General features: G+C 70.9%; 18 protein-coding genes and 2 pseudogenes. 6 read left to right on the top strand and 14 right to left on the bottom strand.

The annotated features are described in order from the left end of the window. Positions 1-18: 18 nt before the first annotated feature. The 7 genes and pseudogenes from MDN94_RS21725 to MDN94_RS21695 all read right to left on the bottom strand — a co-directional run bounded on the left by MDN94_RS21725 (position 19) and on the right by MDN94_RS21695 (position 6,928). Positions 19-1,053, bottom strand: a complete 1,035-nt coding sequence (locus MDN94_RS21725) for an ABC transporter permease (RefSeq protein ID WP_482727548.1) — start codon at positions 1,051-1,053, stop codon at positions 19-21. Positions 1,054-1,059: 6 nt separating this feature from the next. Then, a complete protein-coding gene (locus MDN94_RS21720) occupies positions 1,060-2,574 on the bottom strand; it encodes a sugar ABC transporter ATP-binding protein (protein ID WP_482727547.1) in 1,515 nt (504 codons plus the stop codon). 306 nt (positions 2,575-2,880) lie between these two features. Beyond that, positions 2,881-4,062: an ROK family transcriptional regulator gene (locus tag MDN94_RS21715; protein WP_482727546.1), complete on the bottom strand. Its 1,182-nt coding sequence runs from the start codon at positions 4,060-4,062 to the stop codon at positions 2,881-2,883. Positions 4,063-4,333: 271 nt separating this feature from the next. Beyond that, on the bottom strand, positions 4,334-4,912 hold the full coding sequence (locus MDN94_RS21710; protein WP_482727545.1) for a dihydrofolate reductase family protein: 579 nt from the start codon (positions 4,910-4,912) through the stop codon (positions 4,334-4,336). 118 nt (positions 4,913-5,030) lie between these two features. Then, positions 5,031-5,453: pseudogene (locus MDN94_RS21705) on the bottom strand (FCD domain-containing protein); the annotation flags it as partial. Between the two features lie 27 nt (positions 5,454-5,480). Beyond that, positions 5,481-5,954: an NUDIX hydrolase gene (locus tag MDN94_RS21700; protein ID WP_482727544.1), complete on the bottom strand. Its 474-nt coding sequence runs from the start codon at positions 5,952-5,954 to the stop codon at positions 5,481-5,483. A 26-nt stretch (positions 5,955-5,980) separates the two neighbouring features. Beyond that, on the bottom strand, positions 5,981-6,928 hold the full coding sequence (locus tag MDN94_RS21695; protein ID WP_482727543.1) for a beta-ketoacyl-ACP synthase III: 948 nt from the start codon (positions 6,926-6,928) through the stop codon (positions 5,981-5,983). Between the two features lie 134 nt (positions 6,929-7,062). On the opposite strand from MDN94_RS21695, the pseudogene MDN94_RS21690 reads away from it, so the two are divergent. Together MDN94_RS21690 and fdhD are read left to right on the top strand one after the other, a co-directional pair. Then, positions 7,063-7,620 (top strand): annotated as a pseudogene (locus tag MDN94_RS21690) (4Fe-4S dicluster domain-containing protein); the annotation flags it as partial. A 23-nt stretch (positions 7,621-7,643) separates the two neighbouring features. Beyond that, positions 7,644-8,483 carry a formate dehydrogenase accessory sulfurtransferase FdhD gene (gene fdhD, locus MDN94_RS21685; RefSeq protein ID WP_482728202.1) on the top strand — a complete coding sequence of 280 codons (840 nt, stop codon included), beginning with the start codon at positions 7,644-7,646 and terminating at the stop codon, positions 8,481-8,483. A 459-nt stretch (positions 8,484-8,942) separates the two neighbouring features. Here fdhD and MDN94_RS21680 read toward each other — a convergent pair whose 3' ends face one another. The 5 genes from MDN94_RS21680 to MDN94_RS21660 form a co-directional block, all read right to left on the bottom strand. After that, positions 8,943-10,931, bottom strand: a complete 1,989-nt coding sequence (locus tag MDN94_RS21680; protein ID WP_482727542.1) for a VWA domain-containing protein — start codon at positions 10,929-10,931, stop codon at positions 8,943-8,945. 499 nt (positions 10,932-11,430) lie between these two features. Next, positions 11,431-11,832 (bottom strand): thioredoxin domain-containing protein, encoded by a 402-nt coding sequence (locus MDN94_RS21675; protein WP_482727541.1) that lies wholly within the window; start codon positions 11,830-11,832, stop codon positions 11,431-11,433. Between the two features lie 406 nt (positions 11,833-12,238). Then, a complete protein-coding gene (locus tag MDN94_RS21670; RefSeq protein ID WP_482727540.1) occupies positions 12,239-12,388 on the bottom strand; it encodes a hypothetical protein in 150 nt (49 codons plus the stop codon). 24 nt (positions 12,389-12,412) lie between these two features. Then, entirely contained in the window at positions 12,413-13,015 is a 603-nt protein-coding gene (locus MDN94_RS21665) for a gamma carbonic anhydrase family protein (protein ID WP_482727539.1), read from the bottom strand. A gap of 152 nt (positions 13,016-13,167) precedes the next feature. Next, positions 13,168-13,905 (bottom strand): helix-turn-helix domain-containing protein, encoded by a 738-nt coding sequence (locus tag MDN94_RS21660; RefSeq protein WP_482727538.1) that lies wholly within the window; start codon positions 13,903-13,905, stop codon positions 13,168-13,170. A gap of 79 nt (positions 13,906-13,984) precedes the next feature. Here MDN94_RS21660 and MDN94_RS21655 point away from each other — a divergent pair, with 79 nt between their 5' ends. Further along, on the top strand, positions 13,985-14,902 hold the full coding sequence (locus MDN94_RS21655) for a LysR substrate-binding domain-containing protein (protein WP_482727537.1): 918 nt from the start codon (positions 13,985-13,987) through the stop codon (positions 14,900-14,902). A 130-nt stretch (positions 14,903-15,032) separates the two neighbouring features. Here MDN94_RS21655 and MDN94_RS21650 read toward each other — a convergent pair whose 3' ends face one another. Continuing rightward, positions 15,033-16,022, bottom strand: coding sequence for an Acg family FMN-binding oxidoreductase (locus MDN94_RS21650; RefSeq protein WP_482727536.1), 990 nt, complete (start codon positions 16,020-16,022; stop codon positions 15,033-15,035). 320 nt (positions 16,023-16,342) lie between these two features. Between MDN94_RS21650 and MDN94_RS21645 the strand changes: the two genes are divergently transcribed. Further along, positions 16,343-17,569, top strand: a complete 1,227-nt coding sequence (locus MDN94_RS21645; protein ID WP_482728201.1) for a PP2C family protein-serine/threonine phosphatase — start codon at positions 16,343-16,345, stop codon at positions 17,567-17,569. Between the two features lie 506 nt (positions 17,570-18,075). Here the strand turns inward: MDN94_RS21645 and MDN94_RS21640 are convergent. Then, complete coding sequence (locus MDN94_RS21640) at positions 18,076-19,095, bottom strand: bile acid:sodium symporter family protein (RefSeq protein ID WP_482727535.1); 1,020 nt, start codon at positions 19,093-19,095, stop codon at positions 18,076-18,078. A gap of 118 nt (positions 19,096-19,213) precedes the next feature. Here MDN94_RS21640 and MDN94_RS21635 point away from each other — a divergent pair, with 118 nt between their 5' ends. Both MDN94_RS21635 and MDN94_RS21630 read left to right on the top strand, forming a co-directional pair. Then, positions 19,214-20,095 carry a LysR family transcriptional regulator gene (locus MDN94_RS21635; RefSeq protein WP_482728200.1) on the top strand — a complete coding sequence of 294 codons (882 nt, stop codon included), beginning with the start codon at positions 19,214-19,216 and terminating at the stop codon, positions 20,093-20,095. 356 nt (positions 20,096-20,451) lie between these two features. Beyond that, positions 20,452-22,275: an AMP-dependent synthetase/ligase gene (locus MDN94_RS21630; RefSeq protein ID WP_482727534.1), complete on the top strand. Its 1,824-nt coding sequence runs from the start codon at positions 20,452-20,454 to the stop codon at positions 22,273-22,275. Positions 22,276-22,282 lie beyond the last annotated feature (7 nt).

Below are 22,282 nucleotides of genomic sequence, written 5' to 3'. Positions count from 1 at the left end.
CGCGCACGCTGCGGGGTGTCAGGAGTCCTGGCCGCGCAGGGTCCGGTGCTGGACGAGTACGGCGGCGACGATGATGGCGCCCTTGGCGATCTGCTGGACGGCGCTCTCGAGGTTGTTGAGGGCGAAGATGTTGGTGATAGTGGTGAAGACGAGAACACCGAGTACGGAGCCGACGATGGTGCCGCGACCGCCGCTGAGCAGGGTGCCGCCGATGATCGCGGCGGCGATGGCGTCGAGTTCGTAGAGGTTGCCGTTGGTGTTCTGGCCGGAGCCGGCCAGCACGATCAGCATGAAGGCGGCGATCCCGCAGCACAGGCCGGACAGCAGGTAGAGGTAGAGCCGCTGGCGACGGACGTCGATGCCGGCGAGCCGGGCGGCCTCCGCGTTGCCGCCGACGGCGACGGTGCGCCGGCCGAAGGTGGTGCGGCCCAGGACGAGCCAGCCGATGACGGTGACGGCGGCGAAGACCAGTACCAGGGGCGGGATGCCGAGGATGTAGGCGTCCCTGATGCCGAGGTCGAGCACGGAGTCGACGGTGACGATCTGGGTCTTGCCGTCCGTGATCTGCAGGGCGAGACCGCGGGCGGAGGCGAGCATCGCGAGGGTGGCGATGAAGGGCACCATCCGGCCGTACGCGATGAGCAGGCCGTTCACCAGTCCGCAGCCGACGCCGACGATCACCGCGGTGAACAGGATGCCGGTGAAGCCGTACTCCTGGGTGGCCACCGTCGTCGCCCACACCGAGGCGAGCGCCACGATGGCACCGACGGACAGGTCGATCCCTCCGCTGGTGATGACGAAGGTCATGCCGACGGTGACGACACCGATGACGGAAGCCTGGGTGAGGACGAGCTGGAGATTGCTCGTCGCGAGGAACTCGTCCGGTTTGGTGATGCCGCCGACCGCCACGAGCACGGCGAGCACACCGAGCAGCGACAGGTTGCGGACGTCGAGGCGCAGTCCGAGCGGACGGTGTGAACCCCCCTTGTCCGTTGCGGACTTGGCGGCAGGCATCGGCGCGTCCTGCTGCGCCGGGGTGGCCGGCTGCGTCATGCCGTCTCAGCTCCCTTCCATCACGAGGTCGAGTACGCGGTGCTCGTCGAGCTCCCGGGCGTCCGCCGCGTGCACGACGCTGCCTTCGCGGAGCACCAGCACCCGGTCGGCGAGGCCCAGGACTTCGGGCACTTCGCTGGATACAAGAAGTACGGCGAGGCCTTCGTCGGCCAGCCGGCGGATCACTGCGTAGAGCTCGGCGCGGGCGCCGACGTCGACGCCGCGGGTGGGCTCGTCCAGCAGCAGCACCTTGCATCCGCGCAGCAGCCAGCGGGCGAGCACCGCCTTCTGCTGGTTGCCGCCGGAGAGGGTGCGGATGCGGGCGTCGGGGTTGTCGGGGCGCAACGACAGTTCCCTGGCGGCCTGTTGCGCGGCGGCCCGCTCGGCACGGTGGTCGAGCCAGCCCGAGCGGGAGAAGCGGGAGAGCGTGGAGATGGAGACGTTGCGGGTGACCGACTCGAGCATCAGCAGGCCCTGCGCCTTGCGTTCCTCGGGGGCGAGCCCGATGCCTGCGCGGACGGCGGCACGGACGCTGCCGGGCCGCAGGGCGGTGCCGTCGACGAGGACACGGCCGGCGTCGGCCCTGCGTGCTCCGTAGATCGTCTCCAGGATCTCGCTGCGTCCGGAACCGACCAGCCCCGCCAGGCCGACGATCTCGCCCGGCCGCAGCTCCAGGTCGACGGGCGTGAACTCGCCGTGCCGGGTGAGCCCTTCGACGCTCAGCACCGGTTGCCTGCCCTCGGCGGCGCCGGCGGCGGGACGTTCGGGGAAGACGTATTCGACGTTGCGCCCGGTCATCAGGGCGACCACGTCGCGGGTCGGGGTGGACTTGGCCGGCAGTCCGACCGCGACGGCCCTGCCGTCCTTGAGGACGGTGACCCGGTCGCCGATCCGCCGGATCTCTTCCAGGCGGTGGGAGATGTGGACGACGGCGACCCCGTCCGCCGTCAGGTCGCCCACGATGCGGAAGAGGTTGTCGACCTCGTCCGGGTCGAGCGCGGCGGACGGCTCGTCCATCACGATGAGCCGTACCTCGTGGGACAGGGCGCGGGCCATGGAGACGATCTGCTGCTGGGCGGCGGAGAGGTCGCCGACGAGCCGCGCGGGATCGATCTCCGGGTGGCCGAGCCTCTTGAGGAGACCGGCGGCCGCGGTGCGGGCCGCCCCGCCGCGCACGACGAATCCGGCCGACGTGGGCTCGTGCCCGAGGAAGACGTTCTCAGCGACGGACAGCCCTTCCACCAGGTCGAGTTCCTGGTAGATGGTGGCGATGCCGAGACGCATGGCCGCGATGGGCGACTTGAGGGAGACTGCCTCGCCCCGCCAGGTGATCTCCCCGCCGTCGGGCTGGTGGGCCCCGGCGAGCACCTTGATCAGGGTGGATTTGCCGGCGCCGTTCTGGCCGAGGAGGCAGTGGACCTCACCGGCCTGGACCTCGAGGTCCACGCCGTCCAGGGCGCGGACGCCCGGGAACGACTTGGTGATGCCGGACATGGTGAGCAGGGGTGGTTCTGGTGCCATGACGAATCCCCTCGGCGGGTGCGGCCGGTGAGCGGGCAGGGCGGAACGGGGGTTGAGGTAGCGATCGCGGGCGGCTCTGGGGCGCCCCTGGCGTCATGAGTGCCGGGGCGTACGGGTGGAAGCGGGCGTGGCCTGGATGCCACGCGACCAGTGCGGGGCGCCGTTCGCGGCGCGGTGTGTGCAGGGTGGTGCGGTGGTGTTCGGCGTGCGGGTGGCGCCGTGGTGTTCCGCGCTGCGGGGGTGGTGCGGGTGGTGCCGTTCGGTACTGCGACGGTGTTGTGGTGCGTGACGAGTCGTCCGGCCCGGTCAGGCCGGCGAGAACAGGTGGTCGCTGATGAGTCGGGCCGCGCCGATGACGCCGGCGGCCGGTCCCAACTCGCCGAGCACGATAGGGAGATTGCCGGTCGCGAGCGGCAGGGACTGCCGGTAGACCTGGGTCCGTACGCTCGCGAGCAGGGTGTGGCCGAGGCCGGTGACCCCGCCGCCGATCACGACGAGACCCGGGTTGAAGAAGCTGACGAGCCCGGCGATGACCTGGCCGAGACGGTTCCCTCCCTCACGGATGAGGTCCAGTGCCGCGGCGTCGCCGGCCGCGGCGGCCGCTGACACGTCCACGGCCGTGAGCTGCCCGGCCGCCTCCAGCCGGGTGGCGAGCTCCACCGACCTGCCGGCCCGCGCGGCTTCCTCGGCGTCGCGCGCGAGGGCGGCTCCGCTGAAGTGCGCCTCCAGGCAGCCCCGGTTGCCGCAGGCGCAGGCCCGGCCTTCGGGTGCGACCTGGATGTGCCCGATGTCGCCGGCGCTGCCCGTCGTACCGCGGTAGACCTCACCGCCGACGACGATGCCGCAGCCGATGCCCGTGCCGATCTTGATGCACAGGAAGTCACCGACGGACCGCGCGACACCGGCGTGCTGCTCGCCCATCGCCATCAGGTTCACGTCGTTGTCGACCATGACAGGGCAGCCGAGATCCTGGCTGAGGGCCTCCCGTACGGGGAAGCCGTCCCATCCGGGCATGATCGGGGGCGCGACCGGCACGCCCTCGGGGTAGCGGACCGGGCCGGGAACCCCGATGCCGGCGCCGTCGAAGCCCTCCGCGAGACCGGAGGCCTTGAGCTTGGCCGCCATCGACAGCACCTGCTCGAAGACGGCGACCGGACCCTCACGGACGTCCATGGGGTGGTTGAGATGCCCCAGGACCTCCAACTCGGCGTTGGTGACGGCGACATCGATCGAGGTGGCGCCGATGTCCACACCGAGGAAGCGGAGCGCGGGCGCGAGCCTGATGTTGTGGGACCGGCGGCCGCCGCGGGAGGCGGCGAGCCCGTCGGCGACGACGAGTCCGGTCTCCAGCAGCCGGTCGACCTCCACGGCCAGCTTGGACCGGGACAGGTCGACCTGGTCCCCCAGCTGCGCGCGTGAGTTGGGCCCGCCGTCACGCAGCAGCCGGAGCAGTCGCGCCTGATGCGCGTTCGCGGGTCGAGCGGTCATCCGTCTCACGTGCCCCTCCCCTCCCCTGGCCTTCGGCTGGGGACCCGGTCGGCTGTCTCCGTCGGGCTTTCGAGGGGAACGTAGCAGCGCTGCACCGAACTGGGAAGAACTTGCGCGCAGTCCGGTCCAACTTTCTCCACACCCGGGACAAAGAGCGGTCGCCGGGTCGACGCCGAGCCTGTCGCCCTTGTCCGTACCGGGTACGTTCGAACGTGCGCAAATCTGGATGAAAGCGGGCACGCGAGACGTGCGACGGACGGGTGTACGAAGGTCAGGCGTCGCGGAGGAGCTCGTAGGTGAGACAGGCGAGGCCGTCACCGACGGTACGGTTGCCGAGGAGGCGGACAGGCTTCTCCTCGCTGATCCCGCCGAAGATCGACTCGCCTGCGCCGAGCAGCACCGGATGGACCATCAGCCGCAGCTCGTCCACCAGATCGTGCTCCATCAGCGTGCGGGCGAGCCGACGGCTGCCGTAGACGACGATCTCACCGCCGAGCTCCTGCTTCAGCCTGGAGACCGCGCCCACCACCTCACCCTTCAGGACCGACGAGTTGTTCCAGTCGGGGTCTTCGAGGGTCGAGGAGACGACGTACTTGGGCATGCTGTTCAGCCTGTCCGCCCACGCGCCGCTGCGGGAGGGCCAGCGCGCCGCGAACCACTCGTAGCTCCGGCGCCCCAGCAGCAGGGCATCGGCGCGCAGCGCCTCGTCGAACTCGGCCTCGGCCCACGCGCCGCGGTCCTTGTCGCCGATCCGGGCGAACCAGCCGCCGCGCTCGAAGCCCTCGTCACCGGTCGGGTCCTGGACGACTCCGTCGAGCGAGACGTTCTCGCTGATCACGATTCTTCCCACGGCGGCTCTCCTTCGTCGGCGCAGTCAGTGCTACCACCGACACGGAGACCTCGGCACGGCGACATGCGGCCGTCCACCCGCCCACCTGAACCGCCCGCCCGCCCGACCGGGCGCCGGGTCAGGACTGCTCGTGCTGGTGGTAGGTCTTGCGCGTGTTCTCCGTGTGCGCCCGCATGACCTCCGTGGCCCGCTTCTCGTCGCGGGCGGAGATGGCCGCGATCAGTTCGCGGTGCTCGATCCACGACTGGCGTCCCCGCCGCCGGGCGACCGGGGTGCAGTACCAGCGGACACTGCGGTCGACCTGCCCGGCGAGCTCCGCCAGGACCAGGTTGCCGGCGAACTCCATCACTTTGGCGTGGAAGACGACGTTGGTGGCGACCGCCAGGTCGACGTCGTCGTCCGCGACCGCCTGCTCCCCCTTGGCGCACAGCTCCTCGAGGGCCTCGATGCCGGCCGTGCCGGAGTTCGCGGCCGCGAGCCTGGCGGCCTCCGCCTCCGGCAGCGTGCGCACGGACAGGAGTTGGTCGGCCTCCGACTCGGTGCGTCGCCGGCCCTCCAACCGGTCACGTCAACCGTCCTGCCCCACAAGCGGAATCAGCCGCTCCAGGAAGACCCGCTGTCCGCTGACCAGCTTCCGCCGCGCCTCGTCAAGCCCGTACCACTCCGCCCGGTCGATCTCCGGGAACTCGCTGAACCGGCCCGAGCCCCGCGGCCACTCCATGGTGAAGGTTCCCGGCACGACGAGGGACGTGTCCAGGTCGCCCTCCAACGCCCAGGCCGTCACGACCTTGCCGCTCGGCTGCCGCGCCTCGCCGAGCGGATGCCACTGCCCCTCCGGGGCCTCGAGCCCGAGCTCCTCCGCGAACTCCCGCCGCGCCGCGGCCATCGGCTCCTCGTCAGGGGTGTACTCACCCTTCGGGATCGACCATGCCGCCTCGTCGCGCGACTCCCAGAACGGGCCGCCCATGTGCCCGAGGAGCACCTCGACACCGGTTTCCCGCCGCCGCCACAGCAGCAGCCCGGCGCTCCACTTGTTCACCATGCCGTTCAGTGTGCCGCCCCGGGGCGTCAGGGGCAGCGGATGACCTGGCCCGCGTACGAGAGGTTCCCGCCGAAGCCGAAGAGAAGCACCGGGTCGCCGGACCGGATGTCCCCGCGCTCGACCAGCTTGGACAGCGCCATCGGGATCGACGCGGCCGAGGTGTTGCCGGAGTCGACGACGTCGCGGGCGACGACGGCGTTGACGGCGCCGATCTTCTGCGCGAGCGGCTCGATGATCCGCAGGTTGGCCTGGTGCAGGACCACCGCCGCGAGTTCCTCCGGCGCGACGCCCGCACGTTCGCAGACCTTGCGTGCGATCGGCGGCAGCTGCGTGGTGGCCCACCGGTAGACGGCCTGGCCCTCCTGCGCGAAGCGCGCCGGAGTGCCCTCGATCCGCACGGCGTGCCCCATTTCGGGGACCGAACCCCACAGCACCGGACCGATGCCGGGTTCCTGCCTCTCGGGGGTGGCCTCCACCACGGCCGCACCGGCGCCGTCGCCGACGAGGACGCAGGTCGAGCGGTCGGTCCAGTCCACGATGTCGGCCATCTTGTCCGCCCCGATGACCAGCGCCCTGGAGGCCGCACCCGCCCGCAGGGTGTGGTCGGCGGTGGCGAGCGCGTGGGTGAACCCGGCGCAGACGACATTGAGGTCCATCACCGCGGGCGAGCCCATGCCCAGCCGGGCCGCCACCCGCGCCGCCATGTTGGGCGAGCGGTCGACGGCCGTCGACGTGGCGACCAGCACCAGGTCGATGTCGGCGGCCGTGAGCCCGGCCGCGGCCAGCGCCTTGGCCGCGGCGTGCGATGCGAGCTCATCGACCGGCTCGTCGGGGCCCGCGACATGGCGGGTCCGGATGCCGGCACGGCTGCGGATCCACTCGTCACTGGTGTCGACCATGGCCGCCAGGTCGTCGTTGGTGAGCACCTTGGAGGGCTGGTAGTGCCCGAGCGCGACGACACGTGAGCCGGTCATGGATGGCGTTCTCCTCGATCAGTAAGCAGGAAAGACCCAGTCTTGGCTGCTACCGACCGGTACGGCGGCATGTGTTCCCACAGCTTCCCGCCCCGGACTTTGGAGCTTCCCGAAGGGTGCGCGGCGCGCGTCGGCTGCCGGCCTCGCCCACGGATCTGTCCACGACGCCGCGTGCCGCCGAGTGGATCAAGGAGTACGAGGCCGAGCCGGACCGCTTCGGCCCGGAAGCGGCCCGGATGAACGAGGAACCGAAGATCGACAACGACCTCTACGTCCGCGACTACGACAAGTGCATCCTCTGCTACAAGTGCGTCGACGCCTGCGGCGACCAGTGGCGGAACACGTTCGCCATCGCCGTCGCCGGACGCGGTTTCGACGCCCGTATCTCCACGGAGCACGACGCGCCGCTGACCGACTCGGCGTGCGCGTACTGCGGCAACTGCATCGAGGTGTGTCCGACCGGGGCACTCTCCTTCAAGTCGGAATTCGACATGCGGGCGGCCGGGACCTGGGACGAGTCGGCCCGGACCGGGACGACGACCGTGTGCGCGTACTGCGGCGTCGGCTGCAACCTCACCCTCCCTGTGCAGGAGAATGAGATCGTCAAGGTCACCTCGCCCACGACACCGGTGACCCACGGCAACCCTTGCATCAAGGGCCGTTTCGGCCATCAACACGTACAGCAGCGCTGATCGAACGAATGGGACTGATCGCCATGGGACGGGTCACGGAGCGCCGCCGCACCATCCGCATCAGGGACGGGGTGGTCACGTCCCGTCCCGACACGCTGGTGGCCGAGGAACCGCTGGAGATCCGGCTGAACGGCAAGCCGCTCGCCATCACCATGCGCACCCCGGGCGACGATTTCGCGCTCGCGGCGGGTTTCCTGGTCAGCGAGGGCGTGCTGCACGCCGCCTCCCAGGTGCGGTCGATCGTGTACTGCGCGGGCGCCAAGGAGGACGGCACCAACACGTACAACGTGGTGGACGTGGCGCTCGCGGACGGCGTCCCGGTCCCGGACATCACCCTCGAACGAAACGTCTACACCACGTCGTCCTGCGGTCTGTGCGGCAAGGCCAGCCTGGACGCCGTACGCACCACCGCGCACTTCCCGATCGCCGACACTCCCCCGGTCCGCGTCGAGCCCGCTCTGCTCGCCGGCCTCCCCGACCGGCTTCGGGCGGCGCAGCGGGTCTTCGACCGGACCGGGGGCCTGCATGCGGCGGCGCTGTTCTCGCCGGAGGGCGAGCTGCTCGACATCCGTGAGGACGTCGGTCGGCACAACGCGGTCGACAAGCTCATCGGCCGGGCGCTGACGGACGACCGGCTGCCGCTGTCCCGGTCGATCCTCCTGGTCTCGGGGCGGGCGTCGTTCGAGCTGGCGCAGAAGGCGGTGATGGCGGGCATCCCGGTGCTCGCCGCCGTGTCCGCGCCCTCGTCGCTGGCGGTGGACCTCGCGGCGGAGACCGGTCTGACGCTGGTCGGCTTCCTGCGCGGCAGCAGCATGAACGTGTACGCGGGCGACGAGCGCATCGCCCTGCGCACTGGGGTCTGACGCGCCCCGCTGCACGGGATATGGACCCGGTCGGCGGGGAACGCCCCCTGCGCCGCCCGGGTCCTTCCGTGTGCGCGGCCGCTCAGCGGTCCGACACGCGGTGCCCGACGGCTGTCCTGAACACGGCAGCGGCGCCGCTCCCCTCGATGCGGCACCCTCCGCTCGCCTCAAGGGCTCGTCGAGCCGGAGATGCGACGCCGAAGACACGGCAGGCTCCGGCAGGGAGGAAAGGCGCCATCGCTGATACATCACACCCAAGTACCGGGGACGCATGGCTCGACGTCCAAGATGTGGGCCGCCCACCGACCGAGCAGCCACCCGCACAAGCCGGTCCAGGCATGTGAGCAGGTCGGACATGATCAGAGCCCGACCTGCTCACATGAAAGCGGTGAAGACGAAGAGGTCCACGGCCCGTGCCCGGCCGGCGTTGGGTGGGAACCGCCGGCCGAGCTTGGGGCGTCAGCCCTTGTGGATCTCGATCGACCCGCCCTCGATGGCGGTTGTCGGGTCGGCGTCGGGCGCCGAGCCGATCTGGTTGTCGTAGACGAGGGTGTCGTCCACCGTCTTCCACACCCTCATTCGGAGCGTGTCCGGCGTGCCATCGGTTGCGGTGAGCATGAACGAGTACCCTGCGGCGCCGTTGACCGTGCCCGTGCCCTTGAAGATGGCCTTGTCACCGGCGACGACCAGCCACTGGTGGTCGGCGGAGTGGAAGTTGAGGCTTCCGGCCTTGAACTGGAACTCCGTGCTGCCGGTGGGTACGGTCGCGCCCTTCTTGTACTTCGACACGAAGCCGAAGTCCGCGCGCCCGGTGGCCCCTGGGTCGGCCGGGTAGGCGCCGGCCGGGGAGTTGATCCACCCGCCGCCGGTCACGAAGCCGCCGTTGGGATCGTAGACGACGACGAAGCCGCAGTGCTGGGTGTCCGAGCCGCCGTCGTCGTCCGTGACCGTGACGGCGATGTCATAGATACCCGCGGCCGCGTACTGGTGCGTGCCGCCCACCGGGGAGTTCACGCCGGGCACATCGGTGGTGGTGCCGTCGCCCCAGGCGACCGACATCGTGTGGGTATCGAGGGTGCCCGGGTCGGTGAACGTGCCGGCGAAGGAGATGTCCGTGCCGACGGCGTGGGGATCGACGGGGCAGTTGGTCAGGGTGAGGTCCGGGGCGACGTTCTTGACCGTCACGGTGGTGGAGTCGTCGTCCGTGAGGCCATTGTCGTCCGTCACGGTGAGCGTCACGGCGTCGCCGCCGTCGTCGAGACCGTTGTACGTGGCCACGGCCGCATCGGCGTTCGCCAGGGATCCGACGCCGGCATCGGCACCGCTCCAGGCGTACGAGACGACAGTGCCGTCCGGGTCGTGACTGGCGGAACCATCGAGCGTGACCGACGACCCCTCGTCGACGGTCTTGTCGGGCCCGGCGTCGGCGACGGGCGGCAGGCAGTTGACGGTGACGACGACCTTCGGGAAGGTGACGGAGGCGTTCTGGTCGTCGTGGTAGACGACGGACTTGTTCACGTCCAGCGGCCCGCAGGGGGCACCGCGGTGCTTCACCTGGTAGGTGATCTCCAGGTCCTCGTCCCCGAGATCGGCCCGGGACCAGGTGAAACCGTCGGCGGTGACGTTGTTCACGACCGATCCGGCGAGGTTCGCGGTCACGGTGCCGGCCACGAGCTCCCAGGGCGCGTCGAGCGTGACGGCGATGGACGGGTGGGTGGCACCGGGCACCACGACCGCCTCGACGATGGCCTTCAGGAGGGTGTCGAGGTTGGCGAAGTCACCGGCGGAGAAAGTGTTGTCGGAGCCGGGGCCGCTGGCGATGACCTCCAGAGTTGCCTGCTGGACCCCTCCGCCGACGCCCACGGCGAAGACGGTGGCCTTGGCCTGCAGTGCCGCGGCCTCGGCGGCGGTGTCGCCACTGGTCGCCTCGCCGTCGGTGATGACGATCACGAGCTGATTGCGGGCGGGGTCGTCCGCCCCCATGACAGCGTTGGCCTCGGCCAGGCCGCAGGCGATGCAGGTGCCGGTGTTCTGCTTGGGGTTGGTATCGATGGCGTTCAGGACGGCGTCCTTGTCCCCGCTGAGCGCGCTGACCGGGGGTGTCACGCCGTCGGCGAATCCGACGACACCGACCCTGCCGCCGTTGGTGAACAGGCCGTGGGCCGCCACGCCGTTGACCACGCTCTTGGCGAAGTCCTTCAGCTGACCCCACTCGGTGGCGTCGATGCTCCCGGACTCGTCGAGTACGAGGACCAGGTCGGTCGGTGTCGATTGAGTACTGGACTCGCCGTCGAGTCTCAGTGTCACGGTCGAGGTGCCGTACCGGGCGACGGCCGTGGGGCTGGCCGAGGCGTCGGGCACGGGTGCGGCCGAGGCGCTGGGCGCCAAGGCGACCAGGCCGCTCAGGGCGAGGGCCAGGACCGCGAATCCGGCCAAGAGAGCCCGCATGGGCATGGGCATACGCATACGCGTTGATAACGCGTGCATTGATTCCCCCTAGAAATCCAAGCAGCGAGCCGGGCACGCCGATGTGCCCGACTCCGCGATTGTCCGATTACGGAGCGTGCCGATTTGAACTCATTACGTCAAGAGATTGCGCATATCGGACATGCGTACGCATCTCCGGCCTCGACGGAACAGGTGGTGTCGGATGGGCGGCCCGCGCACCATCGACGCAGGTGGCGCCGTCGGAGCGCCGCGAGAGCCGGTTCTCGCGGGAGAGCCGTACCGACGCAGTTGAGCGCTTCGGCATCGATCGGTGGTCGCGATGGAACACCACCTCGGCCTGGCGTCAGCTTGGCCGGCGTCCAAGTGCCGTGCCGGTCCTGGTCACGTCCGCTCCGCAGCGGACGATGCCGGAGTGCCGCTCGTGATCAACGCCCGCGTGGACACCGTCCTGCCCCACAGCGGGACGCCGGAACCGGACCGGGTCGGGCGGCAAGCCGCGCTACCGCTTGCGCGCGGCGCCCGACGGCGGCGGGATCATCTGGAGCGTGAGCGTCGGCGGCGGTTCGGCGATCCCCGGCCCGCCTGCCGCCGCCCACGCCAGCACGTCGTCGGTGGCGTCGTCGTCGAGCGCCCAGCCGATCCACGCGGCACGCCCCCCGCGGCGGCGCCCCTCTGTCGACGGCTGCACGACGATCACGTTGGCCTGACCGCACGGTCCTAGACAGTCACTGGTCCGCACCGCGAGCCGCCCCCCGGACGCGGCGGCGGCGTCCCGCAGTCCGGCGAGCTGCCCGGCGTGATCGGTACCGGGGTTCTTGAGTGCGTCACCGCAGCAACAGCCACGGCAGACGACCAGGGTGCAGGGGCGGGCGCCGAAGGGGCGTATGGCGAACGTCGTCACAAGGTGATCTTCCCAGCCGTACGACCCGGACCGGGGCCGGGGGCCCGTTCCGCGCCTGGCAGTCACGGACACGATGGGCCCGGGGGACGAGGCCGCGATCGACCGGGACCGGGGCGATGCCTTCGACCCGGAGCCGGTGGGGATCGCCTTCTACGGTTCGGACGGGAAGGAGTGGGCACGCGGCCTCCGGCCCCCACCCACGAAAGCCCTGCCAAGGCACCGGCGCACAGCTCGCGGACCCGGCCCGCCAGCGCCTCGACACCGCCCGCCGCCCCAAATCGCCCACGCGCTGCCCCTGATGACCGGACTGCGACCGGAGGCGCTCGGTCCTGCCATCCACCCCCCGGCTCCACCAGGCAAGCCGAGCCACGGCCGAACAAGCCAGCAGGATCGGTGACAGGCACCCCTACTCGCCTGCGCCGAGGCCTTCGCCCAGGCCTTCGGCGTGCGAGGTGAGCCGGTCCGTCATGCGCGGCCGGGTGCCGGGGCGGCTGGTGGCGATCGGTGTGCGGCGGCCGGCATCGGGCAGGTCACGCGGGGTCGGCGGGGCGAGCACTCATGGAAGAGAGCCGTGCGGGGCTCAGATCTGTTGGTCGTTGCTGTGGCGGCCGAGGCCGCGGCCGAAGCGTTCCGATATGGCCGGCATCAGGCTCTCGCCGTCGGCTGGGCGGTCCAGCCCGAAGACGTGGCCGGGGAAGTCCAGGTTCTTCTGCACCGCCCAGATCCCGTCGTGGTCCTCCGGCGGAAGGATGCGCACCGGGTCGCCGACGGCGACCCAGCCGATCGGCACCATCGAGTCGGCGGGCAGCACGGTGCGCAGATGCACGATGCCGTTGATCCGCACCTCGGAGCGGGTCCCGATCCGTGCTCCGTTGAAGACGCGGCTGCCGGTGGCCAGGAAGACCTCGTCGTCGACCCGGCAGCCGGTCAGGTAGGAGGTGGGGCCGACCAGAACCTGCCGTCCCAGAATCAGCGGATCCCGTCGGGTACCGCGCAGGACCGCGTTCTCCATCACGATGCTGCCCTCGCCAAGCTCCACTGGCCCGCCCTCGGCGGTGAGCACCGCACCGAACAGCACCCGGCACCCGGCGCCCACGTGCACGTCCCCGCACAGCGTGGCGGTCGGAGCAACATAGGCCGTTGGGTGGACCGTCGGCGAACAACCCTCATGAGCGATCAGCATGGCCGCGATCGTGCCGCGCCCCGCGACGCCGGCGCACACCATTCCACCTGGCAAGACACGCGCCGCGCCTGGCCTTGACCTGGGTTGGCCTTCAGCGCCGGTGGTGGCGCCCGCGTGGGCTTCGTGCCCCTGTTGGTGTTCTCGATGTCCGATCACGGGGTCAGGGAGGCGGTCAACGCGTGGACGAGCTGGGCGAATTCGGTACGCTGCCGGTCGGTCAGTGTGGCGTAGAGCGGCGCCTGCAGCTCGTCGGTGAGCTGCTCGGCACGCTGCCATCGGGGGATCAGGGTTGCGGCAACGGGATGTGGCTCTGGCCAGCCGTAGTGGGTTGCCTGTTCGACGCCGAGGTTGATGACCATCGCCGCTCGGGCGCTCAGCCCGCACAGGCGCACCGCCGCCAGATGGCACGCGCCGCGGTGTTCCCGGAGTACGTGTATGCGCTGCATGGCCGCACCGACCGCGTCGTTGCCGGGGCAGGTCTGCGCGCGCCAGCCGGCGAACAGAGGCAGTGCGTCGGCATCGGCGGCGTCAATCAGCTGCTGTGCCAAGCGGTTGAAGTGCTCCGCGTCCACGTCAGCGGCAATGTTGGCGCGCCCCCACGTCCGGACGGCCTGTGCATAGCAGACAGCGGCTTCCTCCGCCGGCATCACGGCCCGTCCCGCCAGCCAGCCCGCGGTGACCAGGCCGGGGCCGAGGAAGCCCTGTGCCGCTTGCACCACCGAGGCCGGTGCCTCGCCGAGCACCCCGAACCGTCCGCGGCAGTAGAAGCCTCGCCCGGGGGGAAACCCGGCACTCAGACCGACGGCGGCGGTCGCCTTGTCGGACATGAACTCGTCACCGAAATCGTGGATGGGCCGGGCAACTGCGGCGATGCAGTCGAAGATTTCCATGCGCTGAAGGTCGCTCACCATGACCCATCAGGTCAAGGGGATGATTTCTGATGAAACCCTTTAGGTAATCTATCGAGTCATGCTGGATATCCGCCGTCTGCACATGCTCAAGACCGTCGCCGCCCGCGGTTCCATCGCAGCGGCCGCCCAGTCACTGGCGCTGTCCGCCGGTGCCGTGTCCCAGCAACTGTCCGCGCTGCGGCGCGACGTGGGAGTCGATCTGCTGCGCCCCGACGGGCGAACCGTGACACTGACGGAGGCGGGGCGGGTGCTCCTCGAACACGCCGACCGGATCCTCGATGCCATGGAGGAAGCCGAGAGCGCCCTCGCGGCGGTCAAGGGCACGGTCGGCGCCACCGCCACGCTCGCCGCGTTGCCGTCAACCGTCGCCAGGATCGTGGCCCCCGCGCTGACCGCACTGGGCTCACACCACCCGCAGCTCACCGTGACCTGTCTGGTCACCGACCAGGCGCAACTGCGGGAACTCGCGCTCGGGACCGTCGATGTGGTGCTGGGTCAGCGGTATCACCACCTTCCCGATACCGCGCCCCGAGGCATCGAGGTCTCGCCGCTGCTCGACGATCCGCTGCTCGTCGTCACCGCGGCCGACCAAGCCGACGAGCGGCCCGTCGCCCTGCGGGAACTGGTCACGCACAGCCTCGCCGTGCCGCCGCCGACCACGGACTGCGGTCAGGCGATCCTGCACGCCTGCCACCAGGCCGGCTTCACACCCACGACGCGCTACATCACCGCCGACATCGCAGCCCAGCTCGCCCTCGCACGGGCCGGCCTGGCCACCGCGCTCGTCCCTCGAACGGCCATCGACCCGGCCGCCCCCGGAATTCGCACGGCGCCCATCGAGGATCGCCCGATCCTGCGCCTCCTGTTCGCCGCGACGCGTCACACCGAGACCGCGAACCCGACGACCACGGCCGTCGTCGCGGCGCTGCACACCGCCGCCCGGCAGGGTCGCACCACGCACCTCCCGGCGGCATAGGGCAGGCCGTCGAGCGGCCGGACGAAGCGGCGCTGTGCATCGGCGGGAGAGAAGCGGCTGGCCAGGAGCAGGTCGACAGCTGTGCCGCCGAGGATGCTGAGCGGATGCGGTGCTGCGCGCCGGGGTCCGGTTACACGCCGATGTTGAGTACCTCCCACACAGGGCGGCGAGGCGTTGCATGGCCAGGTGGGCCGTAGCCGAGGCGTATGACCATCTGCACCGCTCCGCGCGCGTGCACCGGATCGCGCAGGACCCACCGAAGATCGGGCCGCTCCACCGGTTGTGTGGCGAACGAGCTGGCCAGGCCCTCGAGAGTGGCCAGCAGCAGGACGCGCTCCAGCGCCTGCCCGGCACGCAGCCAGTCCTCGGGCCGGTCCTGAGTCGTGGTCAGCAGAGCCAGATGCGGCGAGGCCTCGAAATCGGCGGTGCCCCGGCCGGGCACGTCGCGCCTGCCCGCGAAGTCACGCATCGCAGCCCTGCCGCCTCGTTCGCGTGGGCCGAACGCGTATTCCGGTATGCCCTCCCCTGCGGCCTCGGCCTGCGCATCGGTGCGGGTCCAGCGCGCCAGGTCCTCCTGCACACCCGGATCCCACAGCTGCAGCTCCTCCCCTTCATGGACGAGTTCCAGCACCGTTTCGAGGTGCGCCGCACTGGGGAACTGCAGACGGGCCCCTTCCGCCGCCGCGGCCTCTTCCAGAGCGGTCCGCACGGCTGGGGGTATGTCCCTCTCGTCGAACGGGAACCGACTGGTGTGCCTGCTGTGGATCGCGGGATACAGCCGGGCGAGTCCTTCGTCGGGACGCGTCGGATAGAGCATCTGCACCGTTGCCACCAGGCCGGGGTCCTCGGGCGCGGGCAGCAGCATCGTCACGGGGTCCCAGCCCGCACGGGCTGCGGCAACCCGCAGGTTCAGCAGCGCGGCACCGCAGCTGATGCGCAGGGCGCGGCCCTGAGGATCGACATGCGGGACGGTCCGCTCGGGATCGGAGCGTACATGGACGGTGCGGCTCTCCTTGAAGTAGAGGAACCGCCAGGGCTGCGTATTGTGCAGCGAAGGGGCGGCGATGGCGTCGCCGACCAGGGAGGCCACCGTCTTGTCATCAAGAGGTTGAGCCGGCACCGGTCCTCCCTCCAGGGAGTGCCGCGGGGCGTCGCCCCCGGCGGGCTGTACCTCCAGGCTGCCACTGCGGCCATGCACCCGCGCGCCCGAAGCGCCTGGGGCTCCGCAATGGCGTGCCGGCCGACTCGTCGGCCCGTACGAGGCTGTGGGCGGGTCCGCTACGTAATGGTTAAGACGACCTGCCGATCCACGGTGCAGGGGTACCTGCACCGTGGTTTCCCTCCAGCGGGGCGGCGCTGCCGTGGCGGGCGTGCGCGTTGGGCGGGTCGTAGCGTGAAAGGACGAGTCCGGCTGTGGACCGCGTGCGGGAGGCGGTGGCGATGGCGGGGATGGACTATGCGGCGCTGTTCGCCGCCACGCCGAGCCCGTGTCTGGTGCTGGGCCCGGACCTGGTGATCGTGGAGGTCAACCGTGCCTACCTGGAGGCGACCGGCCGCAGCCGGGAGTCCTTGATCGGGCAGTACGTCTTCCATGCCTTCCCTGACAATCCCGGCAACCCCGAGGCCGACGGAGTGCACAACCTGAGCGCCTCGCTGCGCCGGGTCCTGGCGACAGGGCAGCCGGACACCATCGCGTTGCAGCGGTACGACATCCCCGTCATGGGCCGGCCGGGTGCGTTCGAGGAGCGATGGTGGTCCCCCGTCAACACGCCGGTCCTCGGACCGGACGGGAACGTCGCGTGGATCATCCACCGGGCCGAGGACGTGACTGAATTCGTCAAGGCCCATACCGCCGGCGACAGGCCGCTTGCCGAGTGGCAGACGCTGGAGGCCGAACTCTACGCGCGGGCTCGCGAGCTGCAGCGGCTGAACGAAGAACTGCGGCGGGCCCACACTTGGGAGCGCGAGGTGGCCGTCGCGTTGCAGGAAGCCATGCTCCAGGTACCGGACCTGGCCCGGCACCAGGACGTCGCGGTTCGCTACCTTCCCGCGACCGGCTCGCTGAACGTGGGCGGCGACTGGTACGACCTGGCCGACCTGTCGGACGGCCGCTTCGCGGTCGCGGTCGGCGACGTCGTGGGCCACGGGCTGGAGGCCGCAGCCGTGATGGGCATGCTGCGCAGCGCTCTGAGCGCCGCCATCCGTGCACTGGAGCGGCCTGCTCAGGCGCTGGAGGTCCTGGGCCTGTATGCCCGGTCGGTGGACGGTGCGCTGAACACCACCGCCGTCAAAGCACTCGTGGACACCCGAAGTCAGCTCATCATCTACAGCAACGCAGGCCACCCACCCCCCGTCCTTCTGCACGCAGACGGTGACTGTGAACTGCTGGACCGTGCGACCGACCCACCGCTGGGTGCCCGACCGCAGCACGTTCCCCGCCCCCAGGCCGGCCATCCCTACACCACCGGCGACACCCTCGTGCTCTACACCGACGGCCTGATCGAACGCCGCGGCGAAGACCTCGATGCGGGGCTCGCCCGCCTCACCGACGCCCTCGGCCGGTACCGCGCCCTCAGCCCGGAACGCCTCGCGGATGCCCTGCTGGCCCACCTCGGCGTGGCCGGCGGCGCCCGCGACGACATCGTCCTGCTCATCGTCCGGCTCTGATCGGTATGTGCGCTGAGCGTCTCGACGACCTGCCGCAGCGGCTCGAACGGCTCAGCTCTGGCCGCTCCGGCGCGTCCGTGCGGGTCGGCCGCAGCAGCCGGAGGCCCGGCTCGGCCGGCTGCCGCTCGACGTCACAGCCGAAGTAGTTCTTGTCGCCGATCAGCGCCGGGCCCGGCCTCCTCCAGCTCCGGTTCGGAGGACTACAGGTCCAGCGGGGACTCGCGTTCATCGCCCTTGGCCTCCCGGCCGGCGCCCCCTGCGCCACTCGCCGCCGCGCCGGGAGCACCACTGCCCCAACACCCGGCACGCGTGCCGTCGCGGGCCCGTTCGTGGTCGCCGGTCGCCGGTCGCCGAGCCATTCAGGCCAGATATTCAACGCGGGACCTGCACCGCGGTGTGCTCCCTCGCCGGCGAATACACATGCACCTCTGGGAGCGACGGCGGCACGCCCGATGGCGGGGCAGCGCCTCCGCGTCGGAGCAGCCGGTCCGACGCGTTCAGCGGGTTCACAGCGCGGCAGGGGCACGGCGCGGGGCAGGCGCCGTGTGGTCCGGGTCCTGGGCGCGGCGCTTCGCGATCATCGCGCAGACCATCAACTGCATCTGGTGGAAGAGCATCAGCGGCAGCACCGCGAGACTCGCCTGCGCCCCGAACAGCACGGTCGCCATGGGCAGTCCCGCCGCGAGGCTCTTCTTGGAGCCCGCGAACTGGATCGCGATCCGGTCCTCGCGCCCGAAGCCGAGACGCTTCGCGCCGAACCAGGTGAGCGTCAGCATCGCCGCCAGCAGCACCGCCTCGACGGCGAGCAGCGCACCGAGCCGCACCGGGGTGACCTGGTGCCAGACGCCGGCGGTCATGCCTTCGCTGAAGGCCGTGTAGACGACAAGCAGGATCGAGCCCCGGTCGACGTACCCGAGCACCTTCTTGTGGCGGACCAGGAAGCCGCTCACCCAGCGGCGCAGCAACTGGCCCGCGAGGAACGGCACAAGGAGTTGGAGCACGATCCGCAGCAGCGAGTTTGCGGAGAAGCCGCCTGCCCCGCCACCCAGCAGCAGGGCCGCCAGCAGCGGCGTGAGGACGATGCCGGCGAGGCTGGAGAAGGAGCCCGCGCAGATCGCTGCCGGCACGTTGCCCCGCGCCATCGAGGTGAAGGCGATCGACGACTGGATGGTCGAGGGGACCAGGCACAGGAAGAGCAGCCCGCTGTAGAGCTCGGACGTGAGCACGGTCGGTTCGAGCCCGCGGGCGGCCAGTCCCAGCAAAGGGAAGGCCACGAACGTGGCCGCGAGCACGGTGACGTGCAGCCGCCAGTGCCGCAGTCCGTCGAGCGCCTCGCGCGTGGAGAGCCGCGCGCCGTAGAGGAAGAACAGGAGGGCCACCGCACCCGTCGACGCCCCGCCCGCGACGTCGGCCGCGCGGCCGGAGGCCGGCAGGAGTGCCGCGAGGGCCACGGTCCCGAGCAGCGCCAGGATGTAGGGATCGATCGGCAGCCAGGACGGCAGGCGCGGGGTGCGGCGGCGGCTCATGTGCTCCACTTGCTCTCGGTTCAGGACGTGCCCTCTCCATGCTCCTCTCCCGGCGGCCGATCGGGAATCCCGTACGCCGCACTCACTGTCATCACGTTCCCCGATGACCCGACCTACGATGGACGGCGTGTACGACCCGACCCAGCTGCGTACGTTCCTCGCCGTCGCCCAGACGCTCAACTTCACGCAGGCCGCCCGCCGGCTCGGGCTGCGCCAGTCGACGGTCAGCCAGCATGTGCGCCGGCTCGAGGACGCCACCGGCCGGCCGCTGTTCAGCCGTGACACCCACAGCGTGGAGCTGACGGAGGACGGCGAGGCCATGCTCGGCTTCGCCCGCACCATCCTTCAGGCACAGGAGCGGGCCGCCGCCTGGTTCACGGGCACGCGGCTGCGCGGGCGGCTGCGGTTCGGCGCGTCGGAGGACTTCGTCCTGACCCGGCTGCCGGAGATCCTCGAGGCGTTCCGTCGCGATCATCCCGAGGTGGACCTCGAGCTCACCGTGGAGCTGTCGGGCACCCTGCACAAGCGGCTGGAGGCGGGCCGGCTGGACCTGGTGCTCGCCAAGCGCGGCCCCGGCGCGACGCACGGCGAGCTGGTCTGGCGCGACCGCATGGTGTGGATCTCGGCCGAGGGACTGCGGGTGGATCCGGAGCGCCCGCTGCCGCTGATCCTCTTCCCGCCGCCGGCCGTGACCCGGGCCCGCGCCCTGGAGGTGCTGGAGCAGACGGGACGGTCCTGGCGCATCGCCTGTACGAGCGGCAGCCTCAGCGGACTGGTGGCCGCCGCCCGCGCCGGTCTGGGCGTGATGGCCCACACGCGGGGGCTGATCCCGCCCGGCCTGGTGACGGTGCCGGACCGGGCGGGGCTGCCCGAGCTGGGCACCGTCGACTTCGTGCTCCTCCAGGGCCGCCGCAGGGACGCGGCCAAGGAGGCCGCGCAGGCGCTGGCGGCATCGCTGCTGGCAGCGGGCGACCGGCTGCACGGCCCCGCGCCCCGCTGAGGACGGCTCTCCCGGAAACGGTGGCAGCCCGGCGGTGCTTCGCGGCAACGGCGGCGGCCCCGGCGACGGGACACGGAACGCGGTGCAGCAAAGTCGACGGAAGCATTCCATCCGGTACGCACCGGGACCGTCACCCGTAGAGCGCCGGTGATCGCGCGGTACAGATTCGGTGGAGATTGAGGGCCGGACTCCTTACCGACCAGTCAGTAAATGGCTCCCGGGCACCCCTCCGCTCCCCGCTCACCACCCCTGACCTGTGTCTACGTCTTTCGTCCACAGTTCACGAGGACCCTCCCGCCCGACGAAATCGTGGGGTACGGTCACGGCGCTGTGCGGAGCGCCACAAGGAGCAGCCATTGCGCGAGTTCACTGTCCCACCCCTGGCCGCGGCGCCTCAGGTCGGCGGACTTGCGGACGCGGTCTTCGACCATGCCCTCGACGACCCCGACCACGTCGCGCTCGGCCGCAAGGACAGTGAGGGCCGCTGGCAGGACGTGACGTCGGCGCAGTTCCGTGACGAGGTGCTGGCACTGTCCAAAGGGCTGCTCGCGCACGGCGTCCGGTTCGGCGACCGGGTCGCCCTGATGTGCCGTACGCGCTACGAGTGGACGCTGTTCGACTTCGCGCTGTGGACCGTCGGGGCCCAGTCCGTGCCGCTGTACCCGACCTCGTCGGCCGAGCAGGTCTTCTGGATGCTGCACGACTCCGAGGTCTCCGCGTGCATGGTCGAGTACGAGGACCACGCCATGACGATCGGCTCGGTGATCGACCGGCTGCCGTTGCTGAAACGGCTGTGGCAGCTGGACGCGGGGGCGGTGGAGCAGCTGGTCGCGGCGGGCGCGCACATCGACGACGACGTGGTGCACCGGCACCGGCGGGCGGTGACGCCGGACTCGGTGGCCACGATCATCTACACGTCCGGCACCACGGGCCGCCCCAAAGGCTGCGTGATCACCCACTCCAACTTCATGTTCGAGGCGGACACGATGATCGGCCGGTGGGAGCCGGTCTTCCACTCCAAGCCGGGCGACGAGGCCTCCACCCTGCTGTTCCTGCCGCTGTCGCACGTCTTCGGCCGGATGGTCGAGGTGGCCGCGATCCGAGGGCGGGTCAAACTGGGTCACCAGCCGGTGCTCCAGGCGAGCGCGCTGCTGCCCGATCTGGCCGCTTTCCGGCCGTCGTTCATCCTGGCCGTCCCGTACATCTTCGAGAAGGTCTTCAACGCCGCCCGCCGCAAGGCCGAGAGCGAAGGCAGGGCGGGCGCCTTCGACAAGGCCGTCGAGGTGGCCGTGAGGTACGCGGAGGCTCTGGAGCACCGTGCCTTCGGTCTCGGCCCTGGCCCCTCCGCGGGTCTGCGGATGCAGCATCAGCTCTTCGAGAAGCTGGTGTACGGGAAGGTCCGCGACGCGATGGGCGGGCGGGTGCGCCACGCGATGTCCGGCGGGTCCGGCATGGACCGGCGGCTCGGCCTGTTCTTCGAGGGCGCCGGCGTCACCATCTTCGAGGGCTACGGACTCACCGAGTCGACGGCCGCGGCCACCGCGAACCCGCCCGAGCGCACCCGTTACGGCACCGTCGGCCTGCCCGTCCCCGGCACGACCGTCCACATCGCGGAGGACGGCGAGGTCTGGCTGCACGGGGCGAACATCTTCCAGGGGTACCTGGGCGACCCGAAGGCCACCGACGCCGTGCTGCACGACGGCTGGCTCGCCACCGGCGACCTGGGCGCGCTCGACGAGGACGGCTATCTGACCATCACCGGGCGGAAGAAGGAGATCCTGGTGACCTCCGGCGGCAAGAGCGTCTCGCCCACCGGGCTGGAGGAGCGGGTGCGGGCGCATCCCCTGGTGGCGCAGTGCATCGTCGTCGGCAACGACCGGCCCTACATCGCGGCGCTCGTCACCCTCGACCCGGAGTCGGTCGAGCACTGGCTGGCCATCCAGGGCAGGCCGCTGCTGGCGCCCGCGGAGATGGTGCGCGACCCGGACCTGGAGATGGAGATCCGCCGCGCGGTGGTCGCCGCGAACACCCTGGTCTCCAAGTCCGAGTCGATCCGTACGTTCCGGATCCTGGCGCATCCCTTCAGCGAGGAGCACGGGCTGCTGACGCCGTCGCTGAAGCTGAAGCGGAAGGCGATCGAGAACGCCTACTCCGCCGAGGTCGACGCTCTCTACGGCTGAACGCGAC

The sequence above is a fragment of the Streptomyces sp. WAC00040 genome (genome assembly GCF_056835925.1).
The sequence above is the reverse complement of the archived record's forward strand: the minus strand, read 5'-3'. Positions and strand labels throughout refer to the sequence as shown.